This is a genomic window from Gloeocapsa sp. PCC 7428 (assembly GCF_000317555.1).
GTDB lineage: Bacteria > Cyanobacteriota > Cyanobacteriia > Cyanobacteriales > Chroococcidiopsidaceae > Chroogloeocystis.
The window spans coordinates 2,030,274-2,045,008 of sequence record NC_019745.1 but is presented as its reverse complement, the minus strand read 5'-3'; the positions used below and the strand labels follow the sequence as shown (position 1 = coordinate 2,045,008).

The 14,735-nt window shown below is 42.9% G+C and carries 16 protein-coding genes and 2 pseudogenes; 12 read left to right on the top strand and 6 right to left on the bottom strand.

Annotated features, from left to right (window positions below):
- Positions 1–31: 31 nt before the first annotated feature.
- From GLO7428_RS08850 to GLO7428_RS08815, 8 genes and pseudogenes are all read left to right on the top strand, one after another.
- A complete protein-coding gene (locus GLO7428_RS08850; protein ID WP_339366808.1) occupies positions 32–379 on the top strand; it encodes a NifX-associated nitrogen fixation protein in 348 nt (115 codons plus the stop codon).
- Between the two features lie 66 nt (positions 380–445).
- The gene (locus GLO7428_RS08845) at positions 446–640 is read left to right on the top strand and encodes a CCE_0567 family metalloprotein (RefSeq protein WP_255348384.1); all 195 of its coding nucleotides are present in this window, start codon (positions 446–448) and stop codon (positions 638–640) included.
- Between the two features lie 20 nt (positions 641–660).
- Positions 661–954: pseudogene (gene nifW, locus GLO7428_RS08840) on the top strand (nitrogenase-stabilizing/protective protein NifW); the annotation flags it as partial.
- A gap of 9 nt (positions 955–963) precedes the next feature.
- A pseudogene (locus GLO7428_RS08835) lies at positions 964–1,751 on the top strand (ThiF family adenylyltransferase).
- Positions 1,752–1,795: 44 nt separating this feature from the next.
- Positions 1,796–2,161 carry an iron-sulfur cluster assembly accessory protein gene (locus tag GLO7428_RS08830; RefSeq protein ID WP_015188225.1) on the top strand — a complete coding sequence of 122 codons (366 nt, stop codon included), beginning with the start codon at positions 1,796–1,798 and terminating at the stop codon, positions 2,159–2,161.
- Positions 2,162–2,178: 17 nt separating this feature from the next.
- Positions 2,179–2,478: a ferredoxin FdxH gene (gene fdxH / locus GLO7428_RS08825; protein ID WP_015188224.1), complete on the top strand. Its 300-nt coding sequence runs from the start codon at positions 2,179–2,181 to the stop codon at positions 2,476–2,478.
- A gap of 220 nt (positions 2,479–2,698) precedes the next feature.
- Positions 2,699–2,989 (top strand): ferredoxin III, nif-specific, encoded by a 291-nt coding sequence (gene fdxB / locus GLO7428_RS08820; protein WP_015188222.1) that lies wholly within the window; start codon positions 2,699–2,701, stop codon positions 2,987–2,989.
- A gap of 245 nt (positions 2,990–3,234) precedes the next feature.
- Positions 3,235–3,855, top strand: coding sequence for a class I SAM-dependent methyltransferase (locus GLO7428_RS08815; protein ID WP_015188221.1), 621 nt, complete (start codon positions 3,235–3,237; stop codon positions 3,853–3,855).
- Here the strand turns inward: GLO7428_RS08815 and GLO7428_RS08810 are convergent.
- Entirely contained in the window at positions 3,829–4,038 is a 210-nt protein-coding gene (locus GLO7428_RS08810) for a molybdopterin-binding protein (RefSeq protein WP_015188220.1), read from the bottom strand. The two genes, GLO7428_RS08815 and GLO7428_RS08810, sit on opposite strands and share 27 nt — an antisense overlap.
- A 254-nt stretch (positions 4,039–4,292) precedes the next feature.
- Here GLO7428_RS08810 and modA point away from each other — a divergent pair, with 254 nt between their 5' ends.
- Both modA and modB read left to right on the top strand, forming a co-directional pair.
- Positions 4,293–5,090, top strand: coding sequence for a molybdate ABC transporter substrate-binding protein (gene modA / locus GLO7428_RS08805; protein WP_015188219.1), 798 nt, complete (start codon positions 4,293–4,295; stop codon positions 5,088–5,090).
- A gap of 13 nt (positions 5,091–5,103) precedes the next feature.
- Complete coding sequence (gene modB / locus GLO7428_RS08800; RefSeq protein WP_015188218.1) at positions 5,104–6,993, top strand: molybdate ABC transporter permease subunit; 1,890 nt, start codon at positions 5,104–5,106, stop codon at positions 6,991–6,993.
- Between the two features lie 13 nt (positions 6,994–7,006).
- Here modB and GLO7428_RS08795 read toward each other — a convergent pair whose 3' ends face one another.
- Both GLO7428_RS08795 and GLO7428_RS08790 read right to left on the bottom strand, forming a co-directional pair.
- Positions 7,007–7,426 carry a PIN domain-containing protein gene (locus GLO7428_RS08795; RefSeq protein ID WP_015188217.1) on the bottom strand — a complete coding sequence of 140 codons (420 nt, stop codon included), beginning with the start codon at positions 7,424–7,426 and terminating at the stop codon, positions 7,007–7,009.
- Positions 7,427–7,654 (bottom strand): hypothetical protein, encoded by a 228-nt coding sequence (locus tag GLO7428_RS08790; RefSeq protein ID WP_015188216.1) that lies wholly within the window; start codon positions 7,652–7,654, stop codon positions 7,427–7,429.
- Between the two features lie 308 nt (positions 7,655–7,962).
- On the opposite strand from GLO7428_RS08790, the gene GLO7428_RS08785 reads away from it, so the two are divergent.
- Together GLO7428_RS08785 and GLO7428_RS08780 are read left to right on the top strand one after the other, a co-directional pair.
- Positions 7,963–8,388, top strand: coding sequence for a putative toxin-antitoxin system toxin component, PIN family (locus GLO7428_RS08785; protein WP_015188215.1), 426 nt, complete (start codon positions 7,963–7,965; stop codon positions 8,386–8,388).
- 10 nt (positions 8,389–8,398) lie between these two features.
- Positions 8,399–8,620: a ribbon-helix-helix protein, CopG family gene (locus GLO7428_RS08780; RefSeq protein WP_015188214.1), complete on the top strand. Its 222-nt coding sequence runs from the start codon at positions 8,399–8,401 to the stop codon at positions 8,618–8,620.
- 227 nt (positions 8,621–8,847) lie between these two features.
- Here the strand turns inward: GLO7428_RS08780 and GLO7428_RS08775 are convergent, their stop codons facing one another.
- The 3 genes from GLO7428_RS08775 to GLO7428_RS08770 all read right to left on the bottom strand — a co-directional run bounded on the left by GLO7428_RS08775 (position 8,848) and on the right by GLO7428_RS08770 (position 14,436).
- Positions 8,848–11,610, bottom strand: coding sequence for a bifunctional acetate--CoA ligase family protein/GNAT family N-acetyltransferase (locus GLO7428_RS08775; protein WP_155823641.1), 2,763 nt, complete (start codon positions 11,608–11,610; stop codon positions 8,848–8,850).
- Positions 11,611–11,631: 21 nt separating this feature from the next.
- On the bottom strand, positions 11,632–11,805 hold the full coding sequence (locus tag GLO7428_RS27730) for a hypothetical protein (protein WP_015188212.1): 174 nt from the start codon (positions 11,803–11,805) through the stop codon (positions 11,632–11,634).
- A 150-nt stretch (positions 11,806–11,955) separates the two neighbouring features.
- Positions 11,956–14,436 (bottom strand): phosphoketolase, encoded by a 2,481-nt coding sequence (locus GLO7428_RS08770; RefSeq protein ID WP_015188211.1) that lies wholly within the window; start codon positions 14,434–14,436, stop codon positions 11,956–11,958.
- Between the last annotated feature and the right edge of the window lie 299 nt (positions 14,437–14,735).

The following is a 14,735-nucleotide window of genomic DNA, read 5'->3' as shown; positions in this document are numbered from 1 at the left end:
GTATGGATTTTACCGCAATTGGTCGAATGAATTGATGCTCAAACCTTATGTTGTCAGCAAAGAAGCTAAACGCAAAATTTCTGTTGAGGGTGATGTTGACCCTGTTACCAGATCTCGAATTATGTCATTTTATCGGGCGATCGCTGCCCAAATTGAGCAAGAAACAGGCTTAATTTCACAAGTCGTGATTGATTTGAGTCATGAAGGTTTTGGCCGGGCGCTGATTTTTTCTGGTCGTCTGTTACTCGTTGCTAGAACTTTACGCGATGCTCAACGTTTTGGGTTTGATTCCTTAGAAAAACTGTTAGCTGAGGGCGAAAAGATGACACAAAAAGGCATTGAATTAGCACAGAAATATACTGAAGTTGCTAAAGCATAAAACTCACAATCCACTAACCACATTTTTATGGTACGAGCAACAGAAACTGAGCCTACTGCGTAAACGATTGAAGATCTCAAAATGCAAATTAAGCAACTCAATAGTAAAGCTGGTCAAATGAAAATGGATCTGCACGATTTAGCTGAAGGTTTGCCCAAAGATTACCAAAAACTGATGACGCTAGCAGTCCAAACGCATGAAATTTATCATCAGTTACATGAGCTAAAGTCTCAGCTTAAAGATTGGGAGAAAAAACTATGAAATGAAATGTTGATAGTTTCAATTCACTTGTCAATACAGAAGAGGATTTTGAGTTTTTTCGGCTTCCTTACGATACTCGAATTGTGCAAGTGAATCGCCTACTTATTTTTAAACTATTTTCGCAATATATTCACCAAATTGATGCGAATAATCCAGAACTTAATCAAGCAGAAAAACTCAGTTTGTACCGTCAAGCCCTCGAACAAGCTTATGAGGTTTTTCTAAATTCAACACCTCTCGAACAAAAGTTGTTCAAAGTATTTAACGAGAAGCCTAAAAACATTGTCATGCTAACAGAAATCGCGACAAATTAGGAGAAAACAATGGAACTCACACCGATCGAATTAGAACGCTACCGTCGCCAAATTATGCTTCCTGGTTTTGGTGAGGAGGCGCAGCAGCAACTCAAGTCAGCAACAGTACTCGTGACAGGTGTAGGAGGATTAGGCGGTACAGCAGCGCTGTATTTAGCGGTAGCTGGTGTTGGGCGGCTGATTCTGGTTCGCGGTGGTGAGTTGCGGCGAGATGATATGAATCGACAGATTCTTATGAGTGATGATTGGGTGGGTAAGCCGCGCGTATTTAAGGCGAAAGAAACGTTGGAGAGTATCAATCCTGATGTTGAAGTTGAAGCAATCTTTGATTATGTGACTCCAGATAATGTCGATTTCTTAGTTCAATCTGCGGATCTCGCCCTTGACTGCGCCCACAACTTTGTGGAACGCGATTTATTGAATGCAGCTTGCGTACGTTGGCATAAACCAATGGTAGAAGCTGCAATGGATGGAATGGAAGCTTACTTGACAACAATTATCCCTGGCGTGACACCGTGTTTATCTTGCCTATTCCCCGAAAAACCCGAATGGGATCGGCGCGGTTTTTCCGTACTGGGTGCGGTTTCTGGTAGCTGGCGTGTTTGACGGCGCTAGAAGCAATTAAGCTGATTACTGGATTTAGTCAGCCGCTTTTATCGCAACTATTGACGATGGATTTGAACCAACTGATGTTTGCGAAACGTCGTTCTTATCGCGATCGCAATTGTCCAGTTTGCGGGACTTCGCATTATCCTGCTTCGTTGCAAGTAGATCGTGTTGCTGTCGCTACGCATTAAATACGCACACCAAGGCTTAATAAAATTCCCAAAAAGGAGATTATATGGCTTTAACCTTAACCGAAGCAGCAGAATTCCGGCTTCGTACCTTTCTTCAAGCTTCTAGCAAAGACGCTAGCCAACGGGGTATTCGTGTTGCAGTTGATGATGGCGGTTGCAGTGGCTATCAGTATTCTTTAAATATTACTACTGCGCCGCAGGCAGATGACATCGTGATGCAGCAAGGTAAGTTACAGATTTACATCGACGCGCAAAGTGCGCCCTTACTCGAAGGTGTTGTCATCGATTTTGTCGATGGCTTGCTGGAGAGTGGATTTAAATTTAGCAATCCCAATGCTACTGATACCTGTGGTTGTGGGAAATCGTTTCAAGCAGGCGATTGCACTCCTGCTGGCGTACCTTGTAGCTAATTTTGGAGGATATGACAATGACGACTTATCAAGTGCATTTAATTAATAAGAAGCGATCGCTTGACGTCACAATTCCTGTTGACGAAAAGACTACGATTCTTGATGCAGCAGAAAACGAAGGACTCGATTTACCTTTTTCCTGTCACTCTGGTTCTTGTTCGAGTTGCGTCGGTAAAGTTGTTGAAGGTGAAATCGATCAATCGGATCAAGTCTTTCTGGATGAGGATCAAGTTGCAAAAGGCTTTGTACTGCTTTGTGTTGCTTATCCTCGTTCTGACTGCACAATCCGCACTCATCAGGAAGCGTATTTAGTTTGATACTTTAGTTGGTACTGCTGAATCAAGGTGTGAATCGTTGAGTAACCATGACATTCTAAGCCCCCTAAATCCCCCATTTCTGGGGGACTTTGAAAGGGATGTGTTCTGCATAACACTGTGCGAATGGTTCTCTCAATTTTGAAGGAATAGGGGCGAATCATATTCCAATTCTGCAACACTGATAACTTTATTTCACTATTTGTCGATTGAGGATAACACTATGGCAACGCTGACTGGTTTAACTTTCGGGGGTCATATCTGGACACCTCAGTTTGTTCAAGAAATTAACCAAGATAAATGTATTGGCTGTGGTAGATATTTTAAGGCTTGTGGTCGCGATGTGCTACTACTGCAAGCACTCAATGAAGATGGCGAGTTTGTCGAAGATGAGGAAGCAGAAGAAATCGAGCGTAAAGTTATGTCGATTATTCATCCAGAATACTGTATTGGTTGTCAAGCTTGCGCTAGGGTTTGTCCCAAAAATTGTTACACCCATAGCCCGTTTGAATAAAACTAAACCTGAAAACCATCACGATTCATTTCATCGATCCAACCATTTTACTAAGGATAACTAGAGTTAGTTTTGAGTAGTGAGTGATGAGTGGCTAGTTATGAGTTTTGAGTAGATAGAAATAAAGTATTCCCCTCTGCTTCCTCTGCTTCCAATGAAACGGTATTAGACCACGCAGGTGGTCTTCGTTTGATTAGCTGCGACTTTAGTCGCTAAGCTTGAATTATTCAGCCTGTAAACAACTGATGAACAACCAAGTTTTTGAACGCAAGTGGTCTGACTACTATCAAGCAGTAGAAGGACGTCCGCCGCGCGAAACACTACTGATGGCGCTAGAAAAGTTTGAAGAACCTCAATTTGCGGTAGATTTAGGCTGTGGAGATGGCAGAGATGCAGTAGAACTCCTCAAGCGGGGTTGGCGGGTACTGGGAATTGATGGTGAAGCTGAAGCGATCGCCCGCCTCCAAAGTCGTCCTTATATCGACTTCAATCGCCTAGAAACTCGCGTGATGCGCTTTGAAGACTTAGTATTACCAAAATCGGTGGATCTGATTAATGCTAGCTTTTGTTTGCCATTCTGTCCGCCAGAACATTTTTCTGATTTGTGGAACAAGATCGTTGCAGCGTTAAAAGTCGGGGGGCGATTTTGCGGTCAACTTTTTGGCGATCGCGACTCGTGGGCAATTTATCCAAACATGAGTCATCACACACGCACACAAGTCGAAGCATTACTGCAACCATTTACCGTAGAAGTGTTGCAAGAAGAAGAACACCCTGGTACAACAGCTTTAGGCGAACAGAAGCACTGGCATATTTTTCACATTGTTGCTTGCAAGAAATCAATCAACAGCAACCATGACGTCTGATGATTTCACAACTGCGTAAGCCTCCTTGCCTTCTGCAAGTCCTAAGTTTTCAGCGGAAGATTTTGTAATAATTGCAACGACTTCTACCCCTGGTGCAAGTTCTAACGTAACTTCAGTATTAACGGCTCCTGGTACAACTTTTTTAACAGTTGCTTTTAGAGTATTACGCGCGCTAATTTTCATAGTTCGACTCTTACCTAGTCGTTTTTACTTATTTGAGATTACCATATTATTTTCCTATTTTATTATTCAATCATGTTTTTAAATCTATTAGTTTGACTACTGATATGTATTAGGCGATCGCTTAATTATTTCATCCAATATTTGGGAATAATTGTATTTCTGAATACGTTTTTATAAAATACTTATCCGCTACAAGCACTACTAAAATTTGCTATTTTTCTGTAGAAAACCATAGATATTGAATGTGATTTCCTATGCGAAGAAAAATTCTTACCTTTGTTTGTGTAGTAGTTACGACATTTATTTTAGCGATTAGTTTAGATTGGCTTACTCCGCCTCCAAGTATGGTACAGGCAAATACAACTTTACTCGTATCTGCTGCGGCTAGCCTACAAGATGCCTTACAAGAAATTCAACCACTTTTTCAACAAACGCAGTCAAATATTAAAGTTAACTATAACTTTGGTGCTTCTGGGGCATTACAACAACAAATAGAACAAGGTGCGCCAGCAGATATCTTTTTTTCCGCTGCTGCAAGACAAATGAATGGTTTGCAAGAGAAAAATCTAATTCTTGCTGATACGCGTCGTAATCTATTAACTAATCGCCTCGTCTTGATTGTACCAAGTAATTCTCGTTTGAATATCAATAGCTTTCGTCAATTAACAGATAATAATATCAAACGAATTGCAGTCGGCGAATTTCGTAGCGTACCCGTAGGGCAATATTCCGAAGAATTATTCAAGAACTTAGGAATTTTAACGCAAGTTAAATCTAAATTAGTACTTGGTAATAACGTTCGTAATGTACTAGCTGCGGTTGAAAGTGGGAATGCTGATGCGGGAATTGTTTACGCCACAGATGCCAGGTTATCTAATCGAGTTCGAGTAGTAGCTACAGCCCCTGAAAACTTACATTCTCCGATTGTTTATCCGATCGCAGTTGTCAGTAGTAGTAAAAATCCTGAATCTGCTAGAAAATATATCCAGTTTTTGAGTAATCAGCAAGCAAGATTTGTATTTGAAAAATACGGTTTTGGTGTAGCAACATAAAGGAAGCATTCCGATGTTAGTTGATCTTTCACCCTTATGGATATCTTTAAAAACCGCCTTATTTGCTACATTAATTACCTTCTTTTTGGGAATTGCGGCTGCTTACTGGATGTTAGGATATCGGGGAAGATGGAAATCACTGATTGAGGGGATTTTTGTTTCACCAATAATTTTGCCGCCTACAGTTGTTGGTTTTTTATTGCTATTGTTATTGGGTAAAAATGGCGTTATAGGAAGACTATTAGAACAATTAAATATTAGTATTGTTTTTACTTGGTATGCTGCTGTTATTACAGCTACTGTTGTCTCTTTTCCCTTAATGTACAAAACAGCACTAGGAGCCTTTGAACAAATCGATCCCAATTTGCAAAGAGCAGCTAGAACTCTCGGTGCTTCTGAGTTTACCGTGTTTTGGCGAATTACTTTTCCTTTAGCTAACAAAGGAATCTTAGCAGGAACAACTCTGGCTTTTGCCCGTGCTTTGGGTGAATTTGGGGCAACTTTAATGTTAGCTGGCAACATTCCTGGAGAAACTCAAACGCTACCTATGGCAATTTATTTTGCGGTGGAAGCGGGTGCAATGAATGAAGCTTGGCTGTGGTCGTTGGTTATTTTAGCAATTTCACTTTCTGCAATTAGCGCAGTCAATTTTCGGCAAGAAATCGAGAAAAAGAGAGGAAAACAGAAAAGCAACAGTAGATTCAATCACCCATTACCAATTAACGCCAGTTGTCTCAACGGAGGACACCTTACGGTCGGTTTGCTCAACGGAGGACACCTCCGCACGACACTGGCTCCCCATTACCAATTACCTGTTAACAATTCTGGACTCATTACAGACATTCAAAAGCAACTAGGTAACTTTCAATTGAATGTATCTTTTAGTGCAAACAATCAGCAGGCGTTGGGAATGCTAGGGGCTTCTGGTGCTGGCAAAAGTATGATTTTGCAGTGCATTGCTGGTATAGAAACACCGACAATGGGACGTATTGTGTTAAATGGGAGGGTGCTATATGACTCAGAACACCGCATCAATATTCCCGCACGCGATCGCCGCATTGCTTTTCTTTTCCAAAATTACGCTTTGTTTCCGCATCTTACAGTCGGTGAAAATATTGCATTTGGCTTGCCTAAGGGTATACCTAAAGCGCAAACTAAGCAGCAGATCGCAGCGCATCTCGCAGCCGTGCAATTGCCAGGAATAGAAAACCGCTACCCACATCAACTTTCTGGGGGACAACAGCAACGCGTAGCATTAGCAAGGGCTTTGGCAAGTCAGCCGGAAGCACTGTTGTTAGATGAACCTTTTTCTGCGCTGGATACTCACTTACGCACTCAGCTAGAAAAGCAACTGATTTTAACACTCTCGACTTATCCTGGTGTGACTCTATTTGTGACGCACAATCTAGAAGAAGCTTACCGCGTTTGTCCTAATTTGTTGGTGTTGGAAAGTGGTAAGGCGATCGCTTCTGGTTCCAAACAGGAAATTTTTGAGCGACCACATACTTTCAGTATTGCGCAACTTACAGGGTGCAAAAACTTCTCGCGCGCTCAAATGAGTACCTTTGGTGAAGTAAAAGCCCTCGAATGGGGAGTAGCATTGCAAGTTATTGAACCGATACCAGAAAAACTAAATTACATCGGAATTCGCGCGCATCAACTCATCTTCACGAGTGACTCTACTGCTGAAAATACTTTTCCTTGCTGGTTAGCGCAGACGGGGGAAACGCCACATCGCATGACGCTGTATCTTAAATTGTGCGATCGCCCGCTACATCCAAATGACTACCACCTGCAAGCCGAAGTTTTTAAAGAAAAATGGGCAAATCTTAAAGATCGTCCTTTTCCTTGGTACGTACGTTTAGATCCCTTGCGGTTGATTTTGATGCAAGACGGTGGTTAATTTGCAAATTGTGCTATTCATTAGCTTCTAATTGTTGCAAAACCTCCCCGACAGTTAAAACAGAAATTAATCTACTTGAAAAACCAGTATCACGAGTAGTCAATGCATCCAATTCTTGAGTAACAGCACAGGCTAACTGAATAGCATCTTCAAAATCAGTCAAATCAGATGCAAATGCTGATTCTAAAACTGCTCGATTCACAGGACAAATCACCATAGCAGTGAGCGTTTCTGAAATGGCTTGCCGCGCTTGTTCAATACTACCAGTATGCCGACGAGCAATATAAAAAATATCTGTGAGGGTTGTTACTGTAACATATCCCACAATTTGACCAGAAGCGATTGCTTGAAATAGTAAATCTGCTTTTTGGCAAAACGGCTCGCGCTGCAATAGATAATCTAGAATGATGTTGGTATCAATTAGAATTCTCACTTAAAGATACTTCTCCAACCGTCGCTCTTCTAGCATGACAGCTACTTCTTCATCCGTTGGTGCTGGTTGGTCTGTTTTCAGTAAACCTCGCATTCGTGCGATCGCTTTAGCGCGATCAGGAGTGACACGGGAAGTTTCTTGTAACGACTCCACAATTGCACTGATTAATGAGAGGCGATCGCTTACTGATAGTTTGAAAGCCTGCTCTTTAAGTTCTTGGAGAGACATAAAACTACTTTAAGGTGTGTATATTCATATTATTGCAGTTACATCACATACATCACATTTAACTTTGCAGTAACTCGACGTTGCATACCAATAGCTAAAGTGATACCGCTTCCTCTATCGAGGAATACAGCCGCTCAACAATTGAACGTGTACCACCTAAATAACGTTAACAAAAGTAAGGATGATAATTCATGCAAGAAGTTCGATTTCTGCTTTCACCATTGCTGCTTGCGAGTCAAGAAAGATCTGCAAAAAGAACTTTTTCGCATTTCAGGTTTGATTGATAGCACATATGCTATCATGATTCTATGGTACGTAGAATTGTAGTTGATATAAGTGTGTTTGTTAGTGCGTTGATTAGCGGGCAAGGAGCAAGCAGAGAGCTTTTAAGGCAGTGCTTATTATTAAAGTATCAACCATTAATGGGTAACGCTTTATTTTCTGAGTACGAACAAGTTACGAATAGAGATGAGATTTTACGCTTGTGTCCGCTATCAATTGAGGAGATAGAAACGCTTTTGGCTTCATTTATGAGTGTTTGCGAGTGGATGCGTATTTACTACTTGTGGCGACCTAATTTAATAGACGAAGCAGATAATCACTTGATTGAGTTAGCGATCGCTGGCAATGCCAGTATCATTGTTACTCATAATACTAAGGACTTTAAACAAGCAGAACTTTCTTTTCCCGAATTGTCGATTCTCAAACCTGAAGAGATGGTTAATTTTAATTAGGAGATAACTTATGGCTACATTAACGATTCGCTTACCTGACGACAAACACGAGAGATTAAAAGAATTGGCAAAAAGAAGAAACATCAGCGTCAATAAGCTAATTGAAGAACTCTCGACAATCGCTTTAGCTGAATTTGATGCTGAAACTCGATTTCGAGCTATGGTAGCAAAAGGAAGTGTATCAAAAGTTGCACTACTCGACCGACTTGATTCTCAGTTAACCGAACAATGACGCGCATCAGTTACACAAACAGCTAGGTAGAGAAATGTGTATTGTATGATGGCAGTTACATCACATTAAACCTTGCAGTACCTTGAATACCAAAAAACAATTATAGCAGAGGTCAGAGTTAAACTCCCCTCAGAGAAGTCAATACAAGCTTCTATAATGTCCTAACTCTGTTGACTATGGCTGTAATCTCTTAATTTGGGATAGGGATTTAGGATAAGGGCAACAATCTAACCAAGAAGTTCAATTTCTGCTTTCATCATTGCTGCTTGTGAGTCGCGAAAGACGTGCAAACCGAATTTTTTACACAAATGCTGCATTGCCAGATTATCGGGGAGAATATCAGCAGTCATGCGGCTGAGTTTTTCATCTCGACCAATTTGTAGCAACTGTTGCAGTAAATGCTTGCCTAATCCTTGACCTTGGTAGCGATCGCTTACGACTAAAGCAAACTCGGCTTCCTTCGATTGATGTAATTTACTAAGTCGTCCCACTCCGATTATTTGCCGAACTTTGGTTTGCGGATCTTCATGTTCAGCGACCAATGCAATTTCGCGATCGTAGTCGATAAAGCAAATCCGCGTTAATCGTTCGTGCGAAGTGCGATAGCTCAACTTTGTCACATGAGCATAGCGTAAGTAAACGCTTTCTTCAGATAAAGAGTGATGAAACTGAATCATCAACGGTTCATCTTCTGGACGAATCGGGCGAATCGTGACGTTTGTTCCATCTTTCATCTGCCAAGATGAAACGTATTGCGTTGGATAAGGGCGAATTGCAAGTTTTGGTAGTTCGTCCTCTGTGATTGTTGGTTCGTGGAGGACAACCCGCGCATCGAGGGCAATGAAACCATTATCTTGTCCTGGCTTTGCTAATAAGGGATTAATATCTATTTCTTTAATCCAACGTTGCTCAATCGCAAGTTGACTAAATCGAACTAAAAGTTGCTCTAAGCTGGCTAAATCAACACTTAGACGACCGCGTACGCCTTGGAGTGCTTGATAAATTTGCGTTTGCTCCATCATCCGCCGTGCTAGAGTGCTATTAAGCGGTGGTAATGCGAGCGCCCGATCTTGAAAAACTTCGACAAGTTGTCCGCCTGTACCGAATAGTAATACTGGACCAAATTGCGGATCGATGCTGCTACCAATGATAAGTTCGTAACCATCGAGGGAAATCATTGGTTGAACGGTAACGCCCATAAAATGCTCAATACCGACTTTTTCCCGCACAGATGACGCGATCGCTTGATAAGCACTCCGTACCGCATCTGCATCTTGTAAATTTAACTGCACGCCGCCGACATCAGTTTTGTGCGTAATCGTTTCACTAAACAACTTGAGAACAACAGGATAAGCGATCGCCTCGGCAAGGCTAACAGCTTCTTCGACGTTGGTTGCAATGTAAGTTTCTACAGTCGGGATACCATAAGCAGCAAGCAGTTGTTTCGATTCCCATTCTGTTAAGATTGTCCGATTTTCCTGGCGTACTTTCCGAATAATTTCCTCAGCACCAGCGCGGTGTAAAATTCCTGAATCACCCGTGAGTAAAGTCGGTGTTTCATATAATCCACGCAAGTTGTAGCTGTATTGCCACATGTAGTTAAATACACGCGCAGCCGTATCAGGAAAGGCAAAAGTCGAAACATGGGCGCAGTTGAGAATTCTTTCTCCCGTCGCTACATCTGCACCACCCATCCAGCTAGCAAGAATCGGCATTCCAATTTTAGATGCGATCGCCTGCTGATTCTTTTCAATATAAGACTTTAATCGCTCAGCAGTTTGCGTGGGATCGGTCATTGCTTGGGGTGTTAAGATGACCAATAACCCGTCACTATTGGGGTCTTGCGCTGCAATTTCTAAAGCTTTGGCATAGCGATCGGGATCGGCATCGCCTAAGATATCAATTGGGTTACGATGGCTCCATTGGGGTGGTAGTATCTGATTAAGTTCTACAATTGTGTCTGGGGCTAATTCTGCAAGTTCGCCACCTTGGGCAATTAAAGCATCGGTAGCAATCACGCCAGGACCGCCAGCATTTGTGAGAATTGTCAATCTTTTTCCTTTGGGACGTGGCTGTTTGGCAAGGACTTCTGCCATGCTGAATAAGTCGTCGATGCTATTAACGCGCAATACACCACAACGACGAAAAGCTGCATCAAGAACTTCGTCACTACTGCTTAAAGCGCCAGTATGCGAGGCTGCTGCTTGGGCTGCTGCGGTTGTTCGACCTGCTTTAATCACAATAATAGGCTTAGTCAGTGCAACTTCTCTTGCTGCGGAGAGGAAAGAACGCGCATCGCCAATCGATTCCATGTAAATCACGATACTTTTGGTGTGCGGATCGTCACCAAGGTAATCGATTAAGTCACCCCAATTGACATCCAGCATCGAACCAATCGAAATGAAGGCGCTAAACCCCACATTTTCGCGGCGACTCCAATCAAGAATTGAGGTACATAATGCACCACTCTGGCTAATGAATCCTACACTACCAGGAAGCGCTGTATGTGGGGCAAAGGTGGCATTTAATCCAGTAATTGGACTCATGACACCCAAGCAGTTAGAACCAATAATGCGCATACCAGATGATGCTTGCGCTGCTAAAATTTGTTGTTCGAGTTCGATTCCCTTTGCACCTGTTTCTTTGAACCCAGCAGAGATAATAATTGCACCTTTAACTCGCGCCGCTGCACATTCACGAATGACACCAGGGACAGTCGCCGCAGGAGTGACAACAACAGCCAGATCGACAGGTTCAGGAACAGCGGCGATATGAGGGTAAGCTTTAATTCCAAGGACGCTGGATCGTTTGGGATTAACTGGGAATACTGTTCCCCCGAAGGGATTGCTAATTAAGTTCCATAAAACTGTTCGCCCAACGCTATCCGGTTTTTCTGTCGCACCGATGACGGCAACGGTTTTTGGTGCAAAGATGGCATCAAGAGGGTGGCGTTGCCTAAGATCCGCACCTGCTGCGATCGTGGATGTCATAAATTTTTGCATAATGTTTCACTAAATGAGCAACATACCTATTCTCTCCCCTGCTTCCTCTGCTTTACCTTGGACGTGATATAGATTATCTGCAAAAGCACGCTTAAGCGCATCCATACTCAGATTGGTGCTTTCTTTGAGTTGAATATCTTCGCTTGCCAATCTGCGATAATCATGCTCGAACGATTCACTCATAGTTTTATCGTGTTAATTAGTTCAAGTTGAAGGCGCGGGAAAGCCCCCCTCAATCCCCCACAAGTGAGGGACTTGAAGAAGTTGATTCATCAGTCCCCCAGAGTCGTGGGTAGAAGAAACAGATACTGCCCCTCTGCACCTCTGCTTCTATTAAGCCCGCGTCGCTGTTCCTTCAGCGCCCTCTTGTGACGGATTAGTACCACTATCACTGCGTTGTGGAGGTGCTTGATCGCCGTCAGCACCGTAGTACCGCCATTTCCAATCGCGAATTTCTGGCAGATCTTCGCCGTACTTGTTGATGTAATGCTTGTGTTCAATTAACTTGTCGTAGAGCATTTGTTTGACATAAGCTGCGACATATCCAAGTTTAGAGACGCGATCAATGACATCGATTGCTAGGTGGAAGCGATCGAGATCGTTGAGGACAACCATATCAAACGGTGTGGTTGTGGTTCCTTCTTCTTTGTAACCGCGCACGTGCAAGTTTTTGTGATTTGTGCGGCGATACGTCAAGCGGTGAATCAACCAAGGATAGCCATGAAACGCAAAGATGATCGGTTTATCGGTGGTGAAGATACTGTCGAAATCTTTATCGCTTAAACCGTGAGGATGTTCTGTCTCTGGTTGCAATGTCATTAAATCAACGATGTTGACAACACGCACTTTGAGTTCAGGAAAGTGATGCCGTAAAAGGTCTGTTGCCGCTAGAGTTTCAAGTGTGGGAACATCACCAGCACACGCCATAACGACATCAGGTTCGCCGCCGCGATCGTTACTCGCCCATTCCCAAATCCCGATACCTTTTGTACAATGTGCGATCGCCGCATTCATATCAAGGTACTGCAACGCGGGTTGTTTCCCTGCAACAATGACGTTGACATAGTGGCGACTTCTTAAGCAGTGATCGGTGACAGATAGTAGGGTATTGGCATCAGGTGGCAAATAAACGCGAATTGCTTCTGCTTTTTTATTCATTACATGATCGAGAAAACCAGGATCTTGGTGCGAGAAGCCGTTGTGATCCTGTCGCCAAACGTGCGAAGTGAGTAAATAGTTAAGTGAAGCGATTGGTCTACGCCAAGGAATATGACGAGTTGTTTTCAACCATTTAGCGTGTTGGTTGAACATCGAATCGATAATATGAATAAACGCTTCATAACACGAGAATAAGCCGTGACGACCTGTAAGGAGATAGCCTTCTAACCAACCTTGGCAAGTATGTTCGCTTAAAATTTCCATGACGCGACCATCCGGTGACAGTTGATCGTCTTCTGGAAGTATTTCAGCTAGCCAAGTTCTATCTGTCGCCTCAAACACATTATTGAGTCGATTCGATGCGGTTTCATCAGGACCAACAATCCGAAAGTTGCGGCTTTCTAAGTTGCGTTTCATCACGTCACGCAAGAAAGTTCCCATAACGCGTGTCGCTTCTGCTTCAACTGTTGCTGGTTTTTCGACTTCCACCGCATAGTCGCGAAAATCAGGCATTTTGAGATCGCGTAGCAAAATTCCGCCATTGGCGTGGGGGTTATCGCCCATGCGTCGTTGTCCCTGCGGCGCGAGTTCTGCTAATTCAGCAATAAATTTACCATTCTCGTCGAAGAGTTCTTCGGGTTTGTAACTCTTCATCCAATCTTCCAGCAATTTGACGTGTTCTGGCTGGGTTGCCATGTTTGCTAAGGGAACTTGGTGCGATCGCCAGTAATCTTCGGTTTTCTTGCCGTCAACTTCCTTAGGACCTGTCCAACCCTTCGGGGATCGCAGAATAATCATGGGCCACTGCGGACGTTTTGTAAATCCATGACTGCGTGCCTCATTTTGGATTTCTTTAATCTCTGCGATCGCTGTATCTAAAGTTGCAGCCATTAACTGATGCATCGTTTCTGGGTCTGACCCTTCCACAAAATACGGTTTGTAGCCGTAACCGATAAATAAGCTTTGTAACTCTTCGTGCGAAAGCCGCGCTAATACTGTCGGATTTGCAATTTTGTAACCATTGAGATGCAAAATCGGCAACACTGCACCATCGTAGACGGGATTGAGAAACTTATTACTGTGCCAACTTGCGGCTAAAGGTCCTGTTTCAGCTTCGCCATCACCCACAACGCAAGCCACAAGCAAATCAGGGTTATCAAACGCTGCGCCGTAAGCGTGCGAAACCGCATAGCCTAACTCACCACCTTCATGAATCGAACCTGGCGTTTCTGGCGCAACGTGGCTAGGAATACCACCAGGAAAAGAAAACTGTTTGAAGAGTTTCTGCATTCCTTCAGCGTCTTGCGAGATATTTGGGTAGTATTCGCTGTATGTCCCTTCTAAATAAGTATTCGCAACTAATCCAGGACCACCATGACCAGGACCTGCAATGTAGATGGTGTTGAGGTCGTACTTTTTAATGACGCGATTGAGATGAACGTAGATAAAATTTAATCCTGGTGTTGTCCCCCAATGTCCTAGCAGTCTCGGCTTGACGTGTTCAATCTTCAGCGGTTCGCGCAGCAAGGGATTATCGAGTAAATAGATTTGTCCTACCGACAGATAATTTGCTGCACGCCAGTAGGCATTCATCTTGCGGAGTTCCTCAGCAGACAAAGGACCTGCTTGAAGTGTAGAAGCGATCGCTTGAACCATACTGATATGCCTTCCTTTGAAGTTTTACAAATTTACATCAATTGGCTTTTGCTTCATGCTTAACAAAACACTAAGCTGAAAAAACTGACTTTAAGGTAGATATAAATAGGGAACCAAGGAAAAATAATGTTTTCTCATCTACTGAAATCTAACTTGGGATTACCAAATTACTTCACTGAAGTTGAGGTTATTGTTTTTGATGTATCAAGCCCGATGTCTTGAAGACAGAAATCTCTCTATGTGTGAAACTCTTTCGTAAAAAAAAACTAATTCTCAGTTAACGACTAATATCTTAATTA

Excerpts from the sequence above, each read along its gene's own strand:
- GLO7428_RS08830 (WP_015188225.1), top strand. The coding sequence starts at position 1,796 with ATGGCTTTAACCTTAACCGAAGCAGCAGAATTCCGGCTTCGTACCTTT.
- fdxH (WP_015188224.1), top strand. The coding sequence starts at position 2,179 with ATGACGACTTATCAAGTGCATTTAATTAATAAGAAGCGATCGCTTGAC.
- fdxB (WP_015188222.1), top strand. The coding sequence starts at position 2,699 with ATGGCAACGCTGACTGGTTTAACTTTCGGGGGTCATATCTGGACACCT.
- GLO7428_RS08815 (WP_015188221.1), top strand. The coding sequence starts at position 3,235 with ATGAACAACCAAGTTTTTGAACGCAAGTGGTCTGACTACTATCAAGCA.
- GLO7428_RS08810 (WP_015188220.1), bottom strand. The coding sequence starts at position 4,038 with ATGAAAATTAGCGCGCGTAATACTCTAAAAGCAACTGTTAAAAAAGTT.
- modA (WP_015188219.1), top strand. The coding sequence starts at position 4,293 with ATGCGAAGAAAAATTCTTACCTTTGTTTGTGTAGTAGTTACGACATTT.
- modB (WP_015188218.1), top strand. The coding sequence starts at position 5,104 with ATGTTAGTTGATCTTTCACCCTTATGGATATCTTTAAAAACCGCCTTA.
- GLO7428_RS08790 (WP_015188216.1), bottom strand. The coding sequence starts at position 7,654 with ATGTCTCTCCAAGAACTTAAAGAGCAGGCTTTCAAACTATCAGTAAGC.
- GLO7428_RS08785 (WP_015188215.1), top strand. The coding sequence starts at position 7,963 with ATGGTACGTAGAATTGTAGTTGATATAAGTGTGTTTGTTAGTGCGTTG.
- GLO7428_RS08780 (WP_015188214.1), top strand. The coding sequence starts at position 8,399 with ATGGCTACATTAACGATTCGCTTACCTGACGACAAACACGAGAGATTA.
- GLO7428_RS08775 (WP_155823641.1), bottom strand. The coding sequence starts at position 11,610 with ATGACATCCACGATCGCAGCAGGTGCGGATCTTAGGCAACGCCACCCT.
- GLO7428_RS27730 (WP_015188212.1), bottom strand. The coding sequence starts at position 11,805 with ATGAGTGAATCGTTCGAGCATGATTATCGCAGATTGGCAAGCGAAGAT.
- GLO7428_RS08770 (WP_015188211.1), bottom strand. The coding sequence starts at position 14,436 with ATGGTTCAAGCGATCGCTTCTACACTTCAAGCAGGTCCTTTGTCTGCT.